The sequence below is a fragment of the Varibaculum cambriense DSM 15806 genome, from assembly GCF_000420065.1.
Taxonomy (GTDB): domain Bacteria; phylum Actinomycetota; class Actinomycetes; order Actinomycetales; family Actinomycetaceae; genus Varibaculum; species Varibaculum cambriense.
The window spans coordinates 458,101-477,510 of record NZ_ATUF01000002.1; the positions used below are offsets into that span (position 1 = coordinate 458,101).

Genomic DNA, 19,410 nt, shown 5'->3' on the forward strand with positions numbered 1-19,410 from the left:
GGCTTAAGACTCCGGGCTGGTCATAGCATCTACTTCCGCATCGGGATGGGCCGCGACCAGATCGTGCAGCGAGGACGCGGAGGCAATCATTCGAGCCATTCCGTGGGTTCCCACTACCCCCGCAAGCGCGGTTCCTAACCCGATTTCGGCAAGAGCGTCGGCTTTTAGTCCCGGCCATCCGTGCAACTTCGTTTGCAGATCGGCAGGGATTTGCGCGAGCCCAATTCCGGCTGCAAATAATGCCCCTACTAAACCGGCAATAGCATCAGTTGCGCCTCCCAGCTGTACCGCGAGGGAGGTGGCGCGGCGGAGGGCGTCTTGTCCGCTAAGCGGCATCTCGGCATGCTCGATTTTCACAGCTTGCAAGATTCCTGCCACTGCCTGTAGGGCGGTAACTGCATAGGTGTTGTCACGCGGCGGTTTGAAGTAGGTTTCCTCGGCTTGTTGCAACCATTCCTGCCACTGTTCGCGGCGAGCTGTGGGTAGCAGCGCTATTCCCGCCCCCAGGTTGATCCGGTTGCCCCAAGTTTCTTCACCGGGAAGCGGATCAGTAACTGCCCGGCGGATCGCTTCCGTATAGATCACCGCTGCCTCACTGGCTAAAGGATCCACGTGAGTTAGTTCGGTCACCGCTCGCACTGATTCTGCTGTCCACTGGGGATCTTTTATCCGGGTGAGCCCCAAAATAGCGCAGCGGCTAAGCGGACCGGCTCCGGAAGTACGGCGGGTACGCAAATGAAAATAGGCGGCAGCGGAACGCATTTTTCGGGCGGGATTCATATTAGAAATATCGTTACTGGTGGTTTCTAGCACCACCCTGGTGGGTGCATCTATTTTACGACTTCCCCCGTGATACCAGGCTAAATAACGGGTAGCGACGGCATCCAAGCCTTCTTCTGTGGTCAGATCGATTCCGGTGACCGCTACTTCTGCTATACAGATTCCCAGCTGGGTGGCTTCTGACCATTCTCCCGGACTTAGACGTCCCGTTGCTCCCAGCATTCGGGGAATTCCCTCTAGAGGAGGAGTTTTGAATTCGTAGCCAACCCCTAGCGCGTTACCACAAGCTTGCCCCACGAGGACGCCACTAGCCCGATCTGCCATTATGGCTAGGGGTGCTTGTCCGCCGCGCCGGATCAAGTCCTTTTCTTGATCGGTGCGTTCTGGATTTTTATCACGCGCATCAGCCACCCTGTCAACTTTAATGCACCTACTAGTGGATAGGCGAGATTCCCCTGGCTATAACGCGTGGTTAGCGAAATAGCCAGGGGTTCAGGCTAGCTATCCTTGATAGCGGGCAGGCTTATTTGCGGCGAGCACGATAGGAAACTAGCAGTCCTCCACACCCGAGGGCGATTAGCGCCGCCGACAGCGGAGCTGAGGGACTGGCACCAGTGGCAGATAGTACCGTCTGCTCGCTTGAAGGCGGAGGCGGCGTAGAGGAGGTAGGCGGAGGCGGGGCTTGAGGCAGGGCATATTGTTCATCTGTTTCGGTTTCCGAACTTCTAAAAGCTTGCGTCCGCGAGTCCCCTTCATAGCTAGTGACAAACACATAAGTGTCTTTACATTTCAAGCGTTCCAGGCTGAGCGGTTTTCCGTCCTTATCTTTGTCCACAGTATAAGTTCCGTTCTTAGCCGGTAGCTCCACCCTAGCTAAGGGTTCTTTCCCCTGTGTATCTTGATCTTTAATGGGTTGAGGTAGACAGTAAAGGTCATTACGGACTACCGGTTCATCACCTTTCCATTTGCCGGTGCCCACAAAATCCGGGTGATCGTCGGGAAATCCTCTCAGTTCTACCTGATCGGTCAATATTTTGCCCTGTTTATCGGTTACTACTTTCGCCTGAGTTTTTACCCCCGGAGAAAACGGCAGTACCTGAGTTTCCTCTTCCTCAAAAAAATTGGGTACATAGTCTGCTTTTAAGTGGGTATCCTCCGGCTGTAAGTCCCGATGCGCAGCGGCTACGAAAGTATAGAAACCTGGTTGGTCTATCTTATAGGGATCAGTTTCGTTAGAGATAGTGACGCCGTTTTCTGCCTCTTCCGCATTTTTGGGAGTAGCGGGTAACTGCCAGGTTTTTATTGGCTGAGCCTCTGTTGGGATCTGTCCCGGGCCGCGCGCAGAGCTAAAAGGTCCGTAAAGCGACAAGTCGATCATCACGGTTTGCCAGGTTTCTTGTCCGGTAGTCTTCCCCCATTTTTCTTCGGCTTTCACCAAAATGGTGTCCGCTAGTTCCGCTCCTTGTTCTAGCGGTCTCATTTGCGATTGCGTCTGCGTTTTTACCGCAAAGAACTGTCGTGGCTCAACGCTCGTAGCTGCACTGGTGCTTATTTGCGAATTCGGGCCGGCGATCAGCAAATCCTGCCAACGGGTATGTTCCCAGATTTCGTAACTAACTGGCGGCAGCCCTAACACCTGCACCTGGGCACTCACTTTCCCGGGACCGGTTACCTCTATCGGGAGCTCTTTGGCGGTGCTCACCGAGGAAGTACTAAGGGTTTTGGGTTGACCTTTACTGGAAAAATGTGCCGGTCCCGTTAAGGTAACGCTTTCTTTGAGTCCGCTCATCGGGCGACCAGCTGCGCTTTGAGGCACTGGCAGGTACACGGTTCCTTGCGTGGATCCCGGGTTTACTTTTATTTCCGGGGCTGCCATCTGGTAGGGGCCGGCATAGGCGGCGGCTTGCTGCACAAGCTGGGCAGCCCGTTGCTTAATCTGAGCGGAACGGTTTTGCTCCGCAGTTAAACGCCCCGATAACGAATGAATCGCGTATACGGTAGCCCCCAGTTCCGGGTCTCCTTTATCGATAGCACCGCGAAGTTGTCCGGCTAGGTAAGCTACTCGGTATTCTTGCGCTGCCGGAAATACTACAGTCGTTCCTTTTACTTTATCTTTAACTTCAAAGGTCGCTCCGTTAGATCTATACTCTTGCCCCGCACCGATTACTCGGCGCCCCTGGTAGTTAATCCACTTGTTGCGCGGAGAGTTAATCTGCCGATCGGTGGCACAGACCGCCACTTTGCTACCATCGATAGATTTACGAGCATTTAACTCTAGTTTGGAGTTGCCATAGTTTTTCCAGGCCGCCCCAGGTCCGGCTGCTTGGGAAGTTCCTTGATCGGTAACAACCATAGCGGAGGTGATCATGGCGATCGCGGCAGCTAACCCGAGGAGGCTGAGACATTTTCGTCTCCGAGCACGCTGGCGACGTTGAGGACTAATCCTTGAGGACGAACCGGGGATCTGATTATTTCTTGCGGAAGTGTTACCACTGCTTTTTGCTGTTTTCATAGCCTCAGATTCCATCGTAGAAACCGACAAAACCAGATCCGAAAAATATTTTCAGGATATTTATTAGCGCCTTCCACTTGGGGACAAGCTGCGGAAACTATCCCCTACTTAAGCCGTTTTCCCCAGCGAAGACCAACCTATTTTTGTAAATTGGCTGGACAAACCGTCTAAAATACACTTTAATAACAATAGAAACATTTGCAACATTTACAACTTACTTAACAAGATGGTCCCAGTGGTTAGTAAGAAAAATATTTATAAAACAGCAGCGGGCATTCTCGCCCTATCATTAGCAGTACTTTCAGTTCCCCTTTCATCAGCGTTTGGCGAAACTGGCTTCCGGGCAGGAAACATTATTTCTGATGCCAACATGTACCAGTCGACCCCCTCCATGTCAGTGACGGAGATTCAAAATTTCTTGAATACTCAAGGAGCAGCATGCCGCGGAAATGGATGCCTGAAAAATATCCGCCTAAACACTAGATCTATTGATGCCGACAAATTCTGCAAAGGCAGTTACCAGGGCGTAAACAGTGAACCAGTTTCCCAAGTTATCTACAAAGTTTCCCAGGCTTGCCAGATTAGCCCCAAAGTTTTATTGGTGACCATCCAAAAGGAACAGTCCGGGATTACCAAGAACTTAACAGCTGCTAAGCAAAATAAACTCACCGGTTACGGATGCCCGGACGGCAGACCCTGCAGCGAGCAATATTACGGAGTACAAAACCAGATCTACCGGTCTGCACACCAGTTCCAGCGCTACCGTATCAAATCGACAAACTACAGCTTCCGCAGTGGAATAACCACCGACATCCAATTTTCTTACCAAGATGGATGCGGGTCTTCCAAAGTGAAACTGGAAAACCAGGCGACTGCATCGCTCTACAACTACACCCCCTACCAGCCTAATGAAGCTTTACTCTCAGGCAATTCTGATCTCTGCTCTTCGGACGGTAACTACAATTTCTTCAAGATTTATCAGCGCTGGTTCGGCGATCCGCGCAGCACAGTTTCCGCAACCATCCCGAGCAGCAAAGTTGCAGTTCCTGAAAGCGGATACACCGGCACTTCTAATAACACCAAAGCCCAAGCTACCAAGGAACAGGCCGCTAGCACCCCGCCAACCGGGAGCAACGCTCACGCCGCCCAAAAGGTAGGCATGGCGAGCTCTCAGTCCTCCCGCACTGCCACGACTGCAAACTCTAAGGCCGCTACCGCCCCTCAGTCGACCAGTAATTCCAAACCTGCGGACACTTCCCAGGCCGCGGCCGCTGAAAACGCCGCTTTGAAGGCCACTGAGCAAGAAAAAGCTAAGCAGGCAGCAAAGGCGGCAGCGGAAGCCTCTCAGCAGGCCGCCCAGGCTGCAGAAGCAAAGAAAGCCGCCGCCGTGACTGCGCAAGCGCGCGCTGTAGCCGCAGCCCAGGAAGAAAATTCAACCCAGCCGAATTCGGATTCCCAAACCGCTAAGCCTCAAAACGAAGCGCCGATCAAGCCCCAACCGACTACCGCCACCCCGGAAAAAACACTGCCAGCAAAGAAGGCTACAGAATCAGCGACGCCCAGCAATAGTCCGGCTTTGGCTAGCACCGGAACCATTGGCGGCTCGGTAACTATCCTGGCAATGGTCTTAGTGATAGCGGGCTGGAGGATTCGCAAGAACGTGATCGACAACCGCCCGATCCGCGTTAACTGCTAACGGACGCCAATACCTGCGCGATAATTTCTTGGGTCCGCCCCGGGCCGGTGGTCGCGCAGGTTTGCACTCCGGTACGCACCGCCGGATAGTCATTTCCATCCGGGTCAAGACGATCCCCCACAAATAGGACTTGGGCAGGTTCCAGTGCCGTTTGCGCAAGAAATTTCTCCACCCCATAGGCTTTGTCAATCCCGCGCATAGTAATATCCACGGAAGTGGATCCGCCAGAAAGTACCGTTAACTCTGGCAGGAGTTTCCCGGCACGAGCAGCTAACTTTGCGCGTTTAGCTCCACTGGGATCCCAAGCGTCTTTTTCTTGCTTCGCTGCTTGTTGCCCGAGGGCGGAATAGGTTAGTTGCGAACCGCGGTTTTCGATTATCTCTCCCACCGGATTTTCGCACCAGTAACCGAGGGAACGAGCGACATCCTCTATTACTTTCCGCGCTTTCTCCACCTGCTCTGGCGCCATTTTCAGCACATATTGTGCCTTCCAGTCCCCGCCTGCAAATAGATAGTAGCGAGTACCGCAGGTCGGCAGCAGATGTAACTGCTGCGGGCAGAAATCCTGTCCCGCTAAGGGGTCTAAAAGTTGCCGGGAGAATTGCCGGAAGGATCCCCCGCTGATAACTCCGGTCGGTAAAGCCCGGGTAAGACGCGCAAAAACCCTTGCCATCTCGGGCGGCATTGCCTGTTTCGAGGGCGCTAAAGTACCATCCAGGTCAAATATCATCGCCTTAATCGCGCCCACTTGTTGCCTTTCTGCCGTACTTACACAAGGTAGTCAAAAAGCCATTGTAAGGCTAAGACTAAAGCGGAACCGCATTTGCATGAGGCAGTTCAGCCGAGACACTTACTCTCAGTTAACCGGAACCGCGGATCGCTTCTCTAGGTATAGCTACAGCGCCGGCGCCGAAACGACTTAAAAATGGGATATCGCGACCATTTCACCTCCTTACACAGCCGTGTAATCGTTTTCACAAAGGCGATTTTAATCTATCATTTATCGCTCCTACCAGCAGTTTTGCTAAGTTTAAAAACCGCAAATCGCCAAAAGTTCTCATTTTTATTGTCCTGACATTGACTCCCCTCTCGGGAAGCTTCTATAGTAATCATGTAAACGTTTCCACGAGGGAAAAAGTTCAACCGAACTTTTCGAATCGACAGAACAGAAAGAGAGAAAATAAAAATGGCTACTTTGGTTGCTCCTTCGATTTCAATGTCTTCCACTCGGCTCGAGGTGCCGACGATGGTTGCCTACATCGCCCTCACCGCCTTGATGGTAGCGGGCGTAGCGATCACTTTGATTGGCGCATTCTCCGCTTACGCGGTCACCGCGATCCTGGGTGGGCTCCTGACCGCTGCTAGCGGATTTGGTTTAGCCTGGTCCAACATTTATTTCCAGCTCAAGGGAGAATAGGTTTACCCGGCATTTGCCTAAACCACGCGCGTCGCTGCCAGCGACGCCTAAAGTCTCGCTGAGCTAGAAAAAAATATAGCTGAATAAAACTCAGAAAGTCTAGGCGCTAAAGCACTAACAGTGGCAGGTGCCAAGATGGTCTGGACAGCCTCCTAAAGAAACTAGTCTCGGCAGGCTCTCTCAAGACTGTTACCTTTGCGGGGCGGATGGATTTCCATCCGCCCCGCTTTTCTAATTTCACGCCGAGGCTCGACAACCTCGGTTCTCTTTTAATTAGACATATTGGGTGTTACCTCGACATTTTTGGGCACTAGCTAGTCACGAATCTTAGGGCTATTGGCGGCAGGCACCCCAGAAATGTCTCCGCTAAGGGATAGAGACAAATAATGCTTATACCTAAAAAGGGCGGGCAGGTTCTTTTTTAGATAAGAACCTACCCGCCCAGTTACGGCAACTAGCAGCTAGCTAATCACCCCAACAGAAGTAACTCCTACAGCGACATATCAACCACAGCGCGGCCTTGTACCTTGCCCTGAGACAGCAGCTTGTAGGTGGCGCCGGCTTCTTCTAGCGGAATCCGCTTGGTAACAATCTTCTGGTAATCAATCATTCCCAGATCGGCCATCCGGATTACCTCCGGCAGATCCTGACGGGTACGCGCGCCGTACGATCCCAGAATGTGCTGAGAGCGACGTACTAGACGGTTAATCTCTACTTGCGCGGTTTGTACTCCGGCACCCAGGCCGATCGGCACCATGCGGCCTCCATCTTTAAGTACATCCAAAGCGGTGGTCCAGGTTTCCGGGCGACCGAGCGCCTCGAAAGCCACATCTACGCCTTTACCGCCGGTGATCTTGAGAATTTCCGCACGCGCGTCCTGAGTGACCGAATTAATCACGTCGGTGGCACCCAATTCTTTGGCGCTGGCAAGTTTGTCATCGGAAATATCGATTGCCACGATCTGGCTGGCGCCAAAGGCTTTGGCGATCTGAATAATGTTAGAACCCACGCCTCCGGTAGCAACTACCGCCACGGATTCACCAAAGTGCAGGTCAGCACCGCGGCGTACCGCTCCATAGGCGGTCATAGCGGCGCAACCAATAATCGCCGAGGAAACCAAATCCATACTTTCAGGTACCACTGCTACCGAAGTGGAGGGCACTACCGCGTATTCGGCGAGCCCACCCATGGAGTACATGGCGATTTCACTGCCATCTAGATCGGCCAGGCGGGTGGTGCCGTCGTAGAGTTTGCCCTGCAAACGGTTGAGGTCAAAGAAAGGCGCGCATAGGTCGTCACGTCCAGACGCGCAGGCTTCACACTGCCCACAAGGCATGAGGAAGGCTCCGGAAACATACTGGCCAACTTCCAGTCCGGTATGTTCATTGCCTTCACCTAGCTCCACAATTTGACCGGCAACTTCGTGTCCAAGGACGCAGGGCTTGGGGAAGTCGATAGCTCCCCCGATTACATGCAGGTCAGAGTGGCAAAGACCGCAGGCAGCAACTTTGATGAGTACCTCGCCCGCCTTGGGGTGGGGGGTACGAATCTCATTTACTTCCAGTCCCTTCTCAACATCACGAAGAACTGCGGCCTTCATTGTCTCGGGAATCGTCATATCCTGCTCCTTTGCTAGCGTTTAAATCTTAATTTTTTCAGCCTTGACGGGTGCGGCTACCACAGCCACTCCTGCCAGTTATTTCCAGTATCGTACAGATTCCAAACTTTGTCCATACATTTTGACAAAAAGTTGCTTTTTTACCTAAAGATTTTATTAAAGAGGACGTAGGCGGGACCATGGACACAAGCAAAAATGCTGGATAAGAAAATTCAAACCAGTTTCGGAGTGCGTTGGCATTACTATATAAATGTAATAACAATAGCTCTAACGGTTTATCGCCGACCGGAACCGTCCTGGGTTCCCTAACCTTATTCCTTAGAGCCAACAAAGTTCAGATACTGACTCTAACTCCCGAGCCCGCCGCGATGGCGCCGCGAACACCTCCGGTATCTACCGGATCTTAGAAAGGAAACCATGCTTGACCTCACTCCCGGTTTAATCGCTATCTTGGTAGCCTGCGCCCTGATGTGCGGACTAGCAAAAACCGCCCTTCCGGGACTAGCGTGCATACCGGTCGCCATCCTCGCTGCAGTAATGCCTACCCGTCCCTCCACTGCCCTGATGCTGCTAATGCTGCTCACCGGGGATTTACTGGCCATCTGGACCTACCGTAAAGATGCTGACTGGAAAGTTCTGCGCGGCCTATTCCCACCAGTAGCGGTGGGGGTAGCCATCGGTGCCATTTTTCTGGCAAAAGTATCTAACCAGGTGATGAAAGTTTCTATCGGGATTATTATTCTGACACTGACCGCTCTTACCCTGGGGTTAATCTGGTATGCGCGTCGCACCGGGCGCGACCTGGCTACCTCTATGAGCACTTCCCTACCCGCGCGGCTTTTTTACGGTTCCCTATCCGGCTTCACTACCATGGCCGCCAACTCGGGAGGCCCGGTAGTCTCCCTTTACTTCCTGGCCTCCCGCTTTGAAGTCCGCCGCTTCATGGGCACTCAAGCCTGGTTTTTCTTTATCGTCAACCTACTAAAGCTACCCTTTTCCGCCGGTATTGGCCTGATTGACCGGCAAATGCTGCTGATCGCCCTATGCCTAGCTCCCCTAGTCCTGGGGGCAGCTCTCCTGGGGCGCTGGTGGATAGGTCGCATCGACAATAAGATCTTCGATCCAATTGTCACTGCCCTAACCATCGTTTCCGCAGTGTTCCTGCTGCTCTAAGCGTGATTTCACCGCGTAACCCAATCGCGTCGGGAAAGGTTTTATCCGAGTGGGCGCGGCGGGCATAAAGATTCGGAAAACGTCGCTAGGTTTTGCGAATTCTTGGGCGGGAGGAAAAACCCTTCCCTGCACCGGGACACAAGCGACAGTAGCTGCTGTTAACAACAGAAAATGCGGGAGGCGGTTTCATGTCGAGAGGAAGATTTTCGGGATACTAGGGGCGCGGCCGGTAAAAGATACGACAGGGACACGCAAGCCACCAGTATCTTCCTTATTCGGAAACATACCTATTAATCTCTTGAGATAATTCCCTATCCTCGCTTTAGCGAGGAAATCGGGGTCCCCGGAGTGCTTTTACCGAGCCAGCCTCGACACGAGAGACAACCGACAACCCCCTACACCGACAGCTATCAACGGCAACAACCTATAGCAAACGCGGGGGCGAGCTGAGCTCGCCCCCGCGCATCAGGTAACTGACTTACAGGTTTTCACCTGTAGATTTAGCAGTTACTTGCTGTAAATGTGCTCCATGTAGGTTTCGATTTCATCCAAGGAACGTCCGGAAGTTTCCGGCATGATCTTGAACAACGCCACTGCGATGATCAGGTTCAGCACCCCGTACATCGCGTAGGTGGGTCCACCGCCCAGAGCGGCAATCATCGGCGGGAAGGTCCAGGTGATAATGGCGTTCATAATCCACATGCAGAAGATGGCAGTACCATTCATAATTCCGCGGACATTTGCGGGGAACATTTCGCCCAACATTGTCCAGACTACGGTACCGTTCGAAGACTGTACCACCAGCATGAATAGCGACATCATTAACAGCACCAAGTACCCGGCCCACACCGGTACACTGCCGGCTGCATCATGAGGAGCAATCACAAACTGGAAGATTAGGGCGATTCCCAGCAGCAGGATACCTACCAGGGTAACGTCCCAGATCAAAATGGTGCGCCGGCGGAACTTGGTAATCAGGATCAAGCCGATTGCCGAGCCCACTACGCTCATCACGCCGTTAGCGACCTGCGCGGTAATCGCGGCAGAAGTTCCCATGCCCGCGATGCCCAGCACTTTCGGTGCGTAATACATAACCGTGTTTACCCCGGTGGTCTGGTTTACGATCGCCAGGAATATGCCAACGAACATCAGTTTACGCAGCCACGGCGTGTTCATTACGTCGCGGAAAGTACCCTTCTTGCCATGTTTTTCATTCTGACGAGCTTCGACCATCTCGTGTAGTTCCTCGGTAAGATCTTCATCTTTCCGGGGGTCGCGTATCCGCTTCAAGGAACCAATAGCGGCGTAAACTTCCTGCTGCAAAACATGCCAACGGGAAGATTCCGGCATCAGATGCATCCCGATCCACAGAGCGATGGCAGGCACCGAACATAGCACAATCATCCAGCGCCAGGCGGCACCGTTACCGCCAGAAATCGTCATATTAGCGATAAAATCATGGGCTGCTTGTACATCGTTACTACCCAGGTGCTTGGCAACAATCTGGTTTAAGGCGTCCCAAGAGTATTCGCCTGCGTTCACTACCCCAGACGGATCCGATTTGACGGTAATCTTGGGTCCACCATGAGCAGAGTTAATGATGGCGTTCATCGAGAAGGCTAACAGCTGCCCGGCTACAATCATCAGCTGGTCAACGGCCACAATGGTACCGCGGATCCGCTTAGGTGCGGTTTCCGCCAGGAATACCGGCACCGTTGCCGAGGCGCCGCCAACGGCCAACCCCAGGATCAGGCGGAAGGGATACATTACCCAAATATTGGGGGCAAAAGTATTACCGATGGCGCCGATCAGGAACAAGATTGCCAGCATGATGATGTTGTGCCGGCGACCGTAACGGTCGGAGAGGCGTCCTCCAAATAGCGCTCCGAAGGCTGCGCCGAGGGTAAGAATACCGCCAATCGCGCCCTCTTGAGCCGGAGTAATTCCCATGCCGCCTGCGCCATGGGGCATGTACATATAGGGCAAGGCCCCGGAGATAACCCCGGTGTCATACCCGAATAGCAGGGAGCCGAGAGTGGCCACCGCCGCTACGGCGATAACTCCGCGATGCTTTCCCGATGCTGGGGTTTCCTGCACCATTTCGCGCAGTTTATCTTTACTTAACTCGTTGAGAGGAGTTTTTTCATTATATTTTTCCACTGGTCAAACTTTCTTTATTGAGAGGAGATTGTTATTTGTCGTAAGTGGTGGGTCCAGCTACTTTGGGGACTTCATGCCATTTACCATCTGCAGCCGAGGCTACGGTTGCCTGGTCGATCTCGGCAGCAGACCAGCCATCAGACACCGAAGGCGCTATCTGCTCACCAGTCAACACCCCCGAGAGGAACTGGAAGCACTCGACCGCTTTCATATCATCAAAGCCCATCGAAGTACCCGCTCCGGGCTGAAAACGCGAAAAATGCGGATAATGCGGGTTAGCCATGGAACGCACATACCCGTGAACAACCCCATTATCCTGACCAATACAAGCCTGCAAATCATTGAGGTATTCAAAGTTCCAACGCACCGAACCGTCGGTACCATAAACTTCCACCACATACTCAGCACGCGGCCCTACGCTCACGCGAGAGGACTCCATAGTCCCCACCACGCCGGAATCGAAACGAACCATCATGGCCACATAATCCTCGTTCCCAACTTCCTTCTTCTCGTCAGAAACTTCCCAACCAGTATGACCCACACCAGCCTTAGTAGGAATAGGACGCTCCTTAATAAAAGTGTCAGTCAAAGCAGAAACCGAGCTAATCCGATCACGCAAAATATACTGCACCAGGTCAGCGCCATGACTCATCAAGTCACCAACCACACCAGCACCCGCTTTTTCCCGGTCGTAACGCCAGGTATAAGGCCCATCGGGACTAGAAGCATAATCAGCGATCAACCAGCAACGAACATTGGTAATCCGCCCCAGCTTACCTTGCGCAATCATTTCCCGCGCCTGCTCAACCGCCGGAGTATGACGATAGTTAAAACCAACCGCCGTATTAACCCCCGCTTTAGCCGCAGCCTCAGCAATCTCGCGAGACTCTGCGGCGCTAACCCCCATCGGTTTTTCAATCCAGAAAGGCTTACCAGCCTCAGCCGCCGCCACCGCAATCTCACGATGCAAAAAATTCGGCGAACAAATAGAGACCACATCCACTTCCGGATCCGAGAGCACCTCACGGTAATCAGCAACCGCTTTCTCAAAGCCCAAAGCCTCCACAGCGAGCTTTTGAGTCTCTGCGATCGGATCACAAGCAACCACCAAACGCACCTCAGCTCCCAACTCCGGGAAACGCTCAGCCATCGCCTTATAGGAACGCGTATGCAAACGCCCCATCCAGCCCAGGGATATTACCCCTACGCCGATTTTTTTCTTGTCGGACATATAAACTCCTTACCCAGCCACCATCGGCTGATATCCATTCAGCGCGTCGGAGCCTCCCTGCTCGCTAACGCACGCCCTCCAATGTAACCGAAAGATTTCGGTTTGTCTAGCTTTGACTTAACATTGTTACATTAAATAGTGGCATTTGCGGTCGGAGCTGCAGATATAAAGAGGCGCGGGGAGAGTTTTCCCGGGCAAATGCCCGTTTAAACTCTCCCCGCGCCTTGTAGCTATTAGGAATCAAACTAAAGATCTTGTCAGATCTTAAGCACTATGATCCCTGAAAAAGCTATCGAAAACCTACTTGGCTTTCTCGATGATTTCGCTAACCCGCCAACGCTTGGTCTTGGACAGAGGACGAGTCTCCATAATCCGTACCAAGTCGCCAGTGCCGCATTCGTTGTTCTCGTCATGCACCTTGTAGCGTTTACGACGGTTAATAACCTTGCCGTACAAGCGGTGCTTAACGCGATCTTCAACCTGCACAACTACCGTCTTGTCCATTTTGTCGGACACCACGTAGCCCTGCAGCACCTTGCGGTGATTACGTTCTACCGTAGCGGTTTTCTCTGTTTCTTCGCTCATGAATCCTACTCCTCAGCCTGCGGAGCGGTACGAATACCGAGCTCCCGCTCTCTAGCAATGGTGTAAATGCGGGCAATATCGCGACGCAACTGCCCGATCTGACCGCGATCCTCACCAGCACCGGTGGCCAGCTGGAAACGCAGGTTGAACAGCTCGGTCTTAGCTTCGTCTAGTTTCTGGGAAAGCTGTTCTTCATCCAGCAAATCCAAATCAGACATTTTAAGGCCCTTTGCCATTACTGATCACCGCCTTCACGACTGATGAACCGGGTCTTAATCGGCAGCTTGTGCTGCGCACGGCTCATCGCTTCCCGAGCGACGTCTTCAGACACGCCCGCCAGTTCGAATAGTACGCGACCGGGTTTTACCGGAGCCACCCACCATTCAGGAGAGCCTTTACCAGAACCCATACGAGTTTCGGCCGGCTTTTTGGTCAGCGGACGGTCGGGGAAAATGTTGATCCACACTTTACCGCCACGCTTAATGTAACGGGTCATCGCAATACGAGCGGCTTCGATCTGCCGGTTGGTGATATAGGCGTGATCGAGAGCCTGAATCCCGTATTCACCGAACGCTAGTTCGGTACCGCGCTTGGCCATGCCCTTACGATTGGGGCGATGTTGTTTGCGCCATTTAGTCCTACGAGGAATTAACACGTTACTCCTCCATTCCGTTTTCTTGTGGCTTCTCGGCCTCGGCTACCGGCTTTTCAGCAGGAGCTTCAGCTGCGGGTGCCTCTTTATCCGAGGACGCAGCCTCGGCGTTTTCTGCCGGTGCCTGGGTAGCTGCCTCTTGTCGGCCTTCTCCGCGTCCGCGACGTCCGCCGCGTCCGCCATCTCGACCTGCGCGTCCGCGACGAGCCCCGCCGCGTCCTCCGCGACCGCCTGATTCAGCCTGTTTACGAGAGAATTCGGTTTCGGTGAGATCGCCTTTATAGATCCACACTTTTACGCCGATGCGCCCGAAGGTGGTGTGAGCTTCGTAGAAACCGTAATCGATCAGGGCACGCAGCGTGTGCAGCGGTACCCGACCTTCACGGTAAAACTCTGAACGCGACATTTCTGCGCCGCCCAGACGACCCGAGCACTGCACCCGAATACCGAGGGCTCCCCCGCGCAGCGCCGACTGCATACCTTTACGCATTGCGCGCCTAAAAGACACACGAGCAGCCAGCTGTTCCGCGATTCCTTGTGCCACGAGCTGCGCATCAATCTCGGGGTTCTTTACCTCGAGGATGTTTAGCTGCACCTGCTTGCCGGTAAGTTTCTCCAGATCGCCACGTAGGCGATCCGCTTCTGCACCGCGCCGGCCAATAACGATACCGGGGCGAGCGGTGTGCAGATCGACCCGTACCCGATCGCGGGTGCGTTCAATATCGATCTTTGAAATCCCGGCGCGCTCCAGGTTCTTTTCCATTACCCTGCGAATGCGCACATCTTCATCTACGAAATCACTGTAACGCTGTCCCGGCTTAGTGGAGTCCGAGAACCAGCGGGAACGGTGATCGGTGGTGATACCTAGCCGAAAACCGGTAGGGCTAACCTTTTGTCCCATTAGTCGTTCTCCTCTTCCTGTTTGCCGTCAGAAACCTCGATCGTGATGTGGCTGGTCCGCTTGAGGATTCGTCCCGCACGCCCTTGCGCACGCGGACGGAACCGCTTCATCGTGGGGCCTTCATCTACGTATGCCCGCGAAACTTTCAGTTCCGCAAACGTCTCTTTGTCGCCAGACCGATCTGCTTTAGCGGCGGCGTTGTACATTGCGCTGCGAAGCACCTTGCGAACATCAGTTGCGACCGCTTGCGGAGCGAAACGCAGGATGTCGTAGGCCTCGAGGGCGTTCTTGCCGCGAATCATGTTCACGACGCGACGCGACTTCTGCGGCGTAGAGCGCACGAAACGCGCTTTCGCCATGCCTTCCATCTTTGCCTTCTTTCTCTTCCGGCGCGCCTAACGGCGGCGTGCCTTTCGGTCGTCCTTGTCATGTCCGCGGAAGGTCCGAGTAGGAGCGAATTCGCCCAACTTGTGACCAACCATGTTTTCGGTGACGTACACCGGAACGTGCTTGCGTCCGTCGTGTACCGCGATAGTGTGCCCAATAAAATCGGGGGTAATCATAGAGCGGCGTGACCAGGTCTTGATAACCGACTTTTTATTGGCGTCATTCAGAGCGTCGACTTTTTTCATCAAATGGTCGTCGACGAAAGGACCTTTCTTTAGGCTACGTGCCATGATTTATCTCCTACCTAACGCTTCTTGCCGGTCCGCCGACGACGCACAATCAGGCGATCGCTGGCTTTATTCGGACGGCGGGTACGACCCTCGGGTTTGCCCCAGGGGCTAACCGGGTGACGACCACCGGAGGTACGGCCTTCGCCGCCACCGTGCGGGTGATCAACCGGGTTCATTACCACACCACGTACCTTCGGACGCTGTCCCTTCCAGCGCATCCGCCCGGCCTTACCCCAAGTGATATTGCCGTGGTCAGAGTTGCCTACCTCGCCGATGGTGGCGCGGCATGCAGCCTCTACGTTACGGATTTCCCCGGAGGGCATCCGCAGCTGGGCATATTTGCCTTCTTTCGCCACTAGCTGCACGGAAACTCCGGCGCTGCGCGCGATCTTGGCTCCCCCACCAGGACGCATCTCGACCGCATGAATCACGGTACCCAACGGGATGTTGGTTAGCGGCAAGCAGTTGCCGGGCTTAATATCAGCAGCCGGCCCCTGTTCGATGCGGTCGCCCTGATGCAGTTTATTGGGGGCGATGATGTAACGCTTCTCGCCATCTGCATAGTGCAGGAGAGCGATATTGGCGCTGCGGTTCGGATCATATTCAATGTGGGCAACCTTTGCGGGCACCCCATCTTTGTCGTGACGACGGAAATCGATCACACGGTAACGGCGCTTATGTCCCCCGCCGCGCCGGCGGGAAGTGATACGGCCGTCGTTGTTACGTCCACCGGTTTTGTGGATAGGACGCAGCAGAGACTTCTCCGGATGGTCACGGGTGATTTCCGCGAAATCGGAAACCGACGCGAAGCGACGCCCGGGAGTAGTCGGCTTGTATTTACGAATACCCATTACTTGTTCACCCCTTACGCAGACGCTTCGTTGAAGATATCGATTGTGCCTTCGGCGAGGGTAATAATGGCGCGTTTGCCATCTTTCCGCTTGCCATATCCGGTGCGAGTGCGTACCCGCTTACCTTTGCGCGCAATCGTGTTTACGTTCTTTACTTTCACATCGAAGATTTTTTCGATGGCGATCCGAATCTCGGTCTTATTGGCTTTGGGGTCTACCTCGAAAGTGTATTTCCCCTGATCCATTAAGCCATAGGCTTTTTCCGAGACGATCGGGCGGTAAATAATATCCCGCGGGTTCTTAGTAACCTCGAGTGCCATTGCTTTACGCCTCCTGTCCGGTCTTATCGGCGATGAACTGGCGAATCGCGGCCTCGGTGAAGATAACGTCCTCGTTATTGAGCACGTCGTAGGTGTTGAGCTGGTCAACCATCAGCAGGTGTACCTGCGGCAGGTTACGCACCGACAATACCTGTTCTTCTTCCGAGCGGGTCAGCACTACCAAGACGTAGCGCTGATCTACCAGGGATTCAATGTGTTCGCGCCCCGCCTTGGTGGAGGGGGTTTCCCCGGCAACCAACTGGGACACGAGATGCATACGATCCTTGCGTACCCGATCAGACAGGGCGCAAGCCAGGGCTGCGGCCTTCATCTTCTTGGGGGTGCGCTGAGAGTAATCGCGCGGGTGCGGGCCATGTACTACCCCGCCGCCACGCCACTGGGGCGCGCGAATCGAACCTTGACGAGCCCGACCGGTGCCTTTCTGACGCCACGGCTTCTTGCCGCCGCCACGCACCTGACCACGGGTCTTCGTAGAGTGAGTACCCTGACGAGCCGCCGCGAGCTGGGCGTTAACCACTTGGTGCATCAAAGCAATATTGGGATCCCGATCAAAAATGCTGGCGGGCAGATCAATGCTGCCTACTTTCTTGCCAGCGGGATCAGTTACGTTTAGCGAAAGATTAGTCATAGTTACGCACCTTTCACTGCACTACGAATCAGGACAATGCCGCCCTTGGGGCCGGGAATAGCACCGGTAACCAAGACAATGCCTTTTTCAGCATCGACTGCCTGAACTTTAAGATTTTGGATGGTGCGGCGATCCCCACCCATGCGTCCGGCCATACGTAGGCCTTTAAATACGCGTCCGGGGGTCGCGCAAGCGCCGATAGAACCAGGTTTGCGGTGGTTACGGTGAGCACCATGGGAGGCGGAAACGCCGGCAAAGCCGTGGCGCTTCATAACCCCGGCGAAGCCTTTACCTTTGGTCTTTCCGGTAACATCCACTTTCTGGCCGACTTCAAAAATGTCGGCAGCCAGTTCCTGGCCAAGAGTAAATTCGTCATCTCCGCCGGTACGCACCTCTACCAGGTGACGACGGGGGCTGACGCCTGCTTTATTAAAATGGCCGGCAAGGGGCTTGGTGACTTTGCGCTGGTCAATCTGGCCGAAACCGATTTGAATGGCGGTGTAGCCATCGGTTTCTTGGTCGCGAACCTGCGTCACCACGTTCTTGTCGACCTGCACGACGGTGATGGGAATGACTTTTCCGTCCTCATCCCAAACCTGCGTCATGCCTAGCTTGCGGCCGAGAAGTGCCCGAGTGGGTACTGCGGCAGCCGGCTGGGTCTGCGTGGTCATAATTATTTTCCTTAGAGTTTGATCTCGATGTTTACGTCAGCGGGCAAATCGAGACGCATTAGCGAATCGACTGCCTTAGGCGTCGGGTCGACAATATCGATGAGCCGTTTGTGCGTACGCATTTCAAACTGCTCGCGACTGTCCTTGTACTTGTGTGGCGACCGAATCACGGTGAACGTGTTCTTTTCGGTCGGCAAAGGTACTGGGCCTACCACTGTGGCGCCCGCGCGCTGGACCGTTTCCACGATCTTTTTCGCGGACGAGTCAATGACCTGGTGGTCATACGACTTCAGCCGGATGCGGATTTTCTGTCCCGCCATTCCGTCTACCTCTTCTTCTTCCGTAGATGTTTCCCCGGTGTTTATCCCGGGCCTGCCAGGGGATTTCCTCCCTTGCTTGCGCTAAGCACGCAGGAGCGAACTTAGCCGGTTGCAAGCGCAAGGATCCCTAAAAACTTTAGGGAGGTGATCTGCGTGATCCCTGGCGAACTGTTTCACCAGGCACGAATCGATTCCTGCTTTCTTGCTGCCGGGCGCTAGGAGAGCGGGTACGCAAAGCGCACCTTCCAACTAGAGCCAGTAAACTACTTTAACGCGCTCGCCAGAACCCTTTCAAGCTGCACTCATGTGAATGACCCCACGTCCCCGCATCCGGGCGTGTCGCGGCATTCATTTTCTGCCGCGCAAGGGTTGTTTTTCCTAACCTCCTGCGCGGAAACTAGGTTTTTCCTCCCGCGCGTGTAATTCGCAGGAGGCACGGCGCATAGTAATCCCCCGCGCGGGCTTGGATACCGCGCGGGGGATGGAGTTTTTTATGTTACGACGGAATTATTTAACGGCGGCGGGAGTTTCTTCGTCTTGGCGACGGCGCCGCGCGGCTGCCACCACGATGCCGGTGCTAAAGAGCACGCCTGCTGCAATCAGGAATGGCACCACGTAGACACCGGTTTTCGGCATGTGCGGGTTGGCGGGAGGCGGTGTCGATGGCGCCGGAGTTTGCTCCGCCATCATCTTGGGCGCAACCGAAATATTGAAAGTCCATACGTGCAGGTCAGGATTGCCGGAGGGCATAGTAATCAGGAACGGCTTGATGCGACCATATTTATGGGTGGTGTCTGCCGGTTTTTGATCACTCACCAGGTAGAGCCCCACCGGCAGGTTAGTGAAGGTAACGTTGCCTGCGTCATCGGTAGTCATGGTCATTGCCGGTTCTAAGCCTTTGGCTTCGGCCTGCTTTACCGTCATCTTTTGCAACTGTGTCCAATCTGCGGTAGGCAAATCTACCCCTTTGACCCGGTTAATCTGAATCACCTGTCCCCCTGCCGGACCGTTCGGCAAGGCCCCCGGTTTGGGGTCGTCATAGGGGTTGGAGGCAGTCTTGGTTATATGCAACTGTCCGAGGCGCGTCGGATTGAAACTTGTCGGGTCGAGGCCGGTGATATCACCCACTACTGCTGGTTGATCCGATTGCGGTGAGGCCGTCGCCGAGGTTGGTACCAAGGCAATCATTAGTGCGGC

The 19,410-nt window shown here is 54.2% G+C and carries 21 protein-coding genes; 3 read left to right on the forward strand and 18 right to left on the reverse strand.

Annotation, left to right across the window (positions count from 1 at the left end; translation table 11 throughout):
- Nucleotides 1-3: 3 nt before the first annotated feature.
- Together F605_RS09350 and F605_RS0102105 are read right to left on the reverse strand one after the other, a co-directional pair.
- Entirely contained in the window at nucleotides 4-1,191 is a 1,188-nt protein-coding gene (locus F605_RS09350; protein ID WP_022864260.1) for an ADP-ribosylglycohydrolase family protein, read from the reverse strand.
- Nucleotides 1,192-1,303: 112 nt separating this feature from the next.
- Nucleotides 1,304-3,292 carry a hypothetical protein gene (locus F605_RS0102105; RefSeq protein ID WP_156005229.1) on the reverse strand — a complete coding sequence of 663 codons (1,989 nt, stop codon included), beginning with the start codon at nucleotides 3,290-3,292 and terminating at the stop codon, nucleotides 1,304-1,306.
- A 235-nt stretch (nucleotides 3,293-3,527) separates the two neighbouring features.
- On the opposite strand from F605_RS0102105, the gene F605_RS10870 reads away from it, so the two are divergent.
- Nucleotides 3,528-4,988 (forward strand): hypothetical protein, encoded by a 1,461-nt coding sequence (locus tag F605_RS10870; protein WP_022864262.1) that lies wholly within the window; start codon nucleotides 3,528-3,530, stop codon nucleotides 4,986-4,988.
- On the opposite strand, the gene F605_RS0102115 is transcribed toward F605_RS10870, so the two are convergent.
- A complete protein-coding gene (locus F605_RS0102115; protein ID WP_022864263.1) occupies nucleotides 4,978-5,736 on the reverse strand; it encodes an HAD-IIB family hydrolase in 759 nt (252 codons plus the stop codon). The genes F605_RS10870 and F605_RS0102115 overlap by 11 nt on opposite strands.
- Nucleotides 5,737-6,174: 438 nt before the next feature.
- Here F605_RS0102115 and F605_RS0102120 point away from each other — a divergent pair, with 438 nt between their 5' ends.
- Nucleotides 6,175-6,405, forward strand: a complete 231-nt coding sequence (locus tag F605_RS0102120) for a hypothetical protein (RefSeq protein ID WP_022864264.1) — start codon at nucleotides 6,175-6,177, stop codon at nucleotides 6,403-6,405.
- Between the two features lie 490 nt (nucleotides 6,406-6,895).
- Here F605_RS0102120 and F605_RS0102125 read toward each other — a convergent pair whose 3' ends face one another.
- The gene (locus F605_RS0102125; RefSeq protein ID WP_027723514.1) at nucleotides 6,896-8,023 is read right to left on the reverse strand and encodes a zinc-binding dehydrogenase; all 1,128 of its coding nucleotides are present in this window, start codon (nucleotides 8,021-8,023) and stop codon (nucleotides 6,896-6,898) included.
- A 417-nt stretch (nucleotides 8,024-8,440) separates the two neighbouring features.
- Here F605_RS0102125 and F605_RS0102130 point away from each other — a divergent pair, with 417 nt between their 5' ends.
- Nucleotides 8,441-9,196, forward strand: coding sequence for a sulfite exporter TauE/SafE family protein (locus tag F605_RS0102130; protein ID WP_022864266.1), 756 nt, complete (start codon nucleotides 8,441-8,443; stop codon nucleotides 9,194-9,196).
- Between the two features lie 507 nt (nucleotides 9,197-9,703).
- Here the strand turns inward: F605_RS0102130 and F605_RS0102135 are convergent.
- The 14 genes from F605_RS0102135 to F605_RS0102200 form a co-directional block, all read right to left on the reverse strand.
- Nucleotides 9,704-11,296 carry an MFS transporter gene (locus F605_RS0102135; protein ID WP_051132107.1) on the reverse strand — a complete coding sequence of 531 codons (1,593 nt, stop codon included), beginning with the start codon at nucleotides 11,294-11,296 and terminating at the stop codon, nucleotides 9,704-9,706.
- 91 nt (nucleotides 11,297-11,387) lie between these two features.
- Nucleotides 11,388-12,587 carry a Gfo/Idh/MocA family protein gene (locus F605_RS0102140; protein WP_022864268.1) on the reverse strand — a complete coding sequence of 400 codons (1,200 nt, stop codon included), beginning with the start codon at nucleotides 12,585-12,587 and terminating at the stop codon, nucleotides 11,388-11,390.
- Between the two features lie 300 nt (nucleotides 12,588-12,887).
- Complete coding sequence (rpsQ, locus tag F605_RS0102145) at nucleotides 12,888-13,172, reverse strand: 30S ribosomal protein S17 (protein WP_022864269.1); 285 nt, start codon at nucleotides 13,170-13,172, stop codon at nucleotides 12,888-12,890.
- A 5-nt stretch (nucleotides 13,173-13,177) separates the two neighbouring features.
- A complete protein-coding gene (rpmC, locus tag F605_RS0102150) occupies nucleotides 13,178-13,408 on the reverse strand; it encodes a 50S ribosomal protein L29 (RefSeq protein WP_022864270.1) in 231 nt (76 codons plus the stop codon).
- On the reverse strand, nucleotides 13,408-13,827 hold the full coding sequence (gene rplP, locus F605_RS0102155) for a 50S ribosomal protein L16 (RefSeq protein ID WP_022864271.1): 420 nt from the start codon (nucleotides 13,825-13,827) through the stop codon (nucleotides 13,408-13,410). The genes rpmC and rplP overlap by 1 nt, the downstream gene beginning before the upstream one ends.
- 1 nt (nucleotide 13,828) lies before the next feature.
- Nucleotides 13,829-14,725 (reverse strand): 30S ribosomal protein S3, encoded by an 897-nt coding sequence (rpsC, locus tag F605_RS0102160; protein ID WP_022864272.1) that lies wholly within the window; start codon nucleotides 14,723-14,725, stop codon nucleotides 13,829-13,831.
- Nucleotides 14,725-15,093 carry a 50S ribosomal protein L22 gene (rplV, locus tag F605_RS0102165; RefSeq protein WP_022864273.1) on the reverse strand — a complete coding sequence of 123 codons (369 nt, stop codon included), beginning with the start codon at nucleotides 15,091-15,093 and terminating at the stop codon, nucleotides 14,725-14,727. The genes rpsC and rplV overlap by 1 nt, the downstream gene beginning before the upstream one ends.
- Before the next feature lie 27 nt (nucleotides 15,094-15,120).
- On the reverse strand, nucleotides 15,121-15,402 hold the full coding sequence (gene rpsS / locus F605_RS0102170; RefSeq protein WP_022864274.1) for a 30S ribosomal protein S19: 282 nt from the start codon (nucleotides 15,400-15,402) through the stop codon (nucleotides 15,121-15,123).
- 14 nt (nucleotides 15,403-15,416) lie between these two features.
- Complete coding sequence (gene rplB, locus F605_RS0102175; protein ID WP_022864275.1) at nucleotides 15,417-16,253, reverse strand: 50S ribosomal protein L2; 837 nt, start codon at nucleotides 16,251-16,253, stop codon at nucleotides 15,417-15,419.
- Nucleotides 16,254-16,267: 14 nt separating this feature from the next.
- A complete protein-coding gene (rplW, locus tag F605_RS0102180; protein ID WP_022864276.1) occupies nucleotides 16,268-16,573 on the reverse strand; it encodes a 50S ribosomal protein L23 in 306 nt (101 codons plus the stop codon).
- Nucleotides 16,574-16,577: 4 nt separating this feature from the next.
- Complete coding sequence (gene rplD, locus F605_RS0102185) at nucleotides 16,578-17,222, reverse strand: 50S ribosomal protein L4 (RefSeq protein WP_022864277.1); 645 nt, start codon at nucleotides 17,220-17,222, stop codon at nucleotides 16,578-16,580.
- Nucleotides 17,223-17,224: 2 nt separating this feature from the next.
- Entirely contained in the window at nucleotides 17,225-17,893 is a 669-nt protein-coding gene (gene rplC, locus F605_RS0102190) for a 50S ribosomal protein L3 (protein ID WP_022864278.1), read from the reverse strand.
- Between the two features lie 11 nt (nucleotides 17,894-17,904).
- Nucleotides 17,905-18,213: a 30S ribosomal protein S10 gene (rpsJ, locus tag F605_RS0102195; protein WP_022864279.1), complete on the reverse strand. Its 309-nt coding sequence runs from the start codon at nucleotides 18,211-18,213 to the stop codon at nucleotides 17,905-17,907.
- Nucleotides 18,214-18,720: 507 nt separating this feature from the next.
- On the reverse strand, nucleotides 18,721-19,401 hold the full coding sequence (locus F605_RS0102200) for a pilin N-terminal domain-containing protein (protein ID WP_156005232.1): 681 nt from the start codon (nucleotides 19,399-19,401) through the stop codon (nucleotides 18,721-18,723).
- Nucleotides 19,402-19,410: the final 9 nt, after the last annotated feature.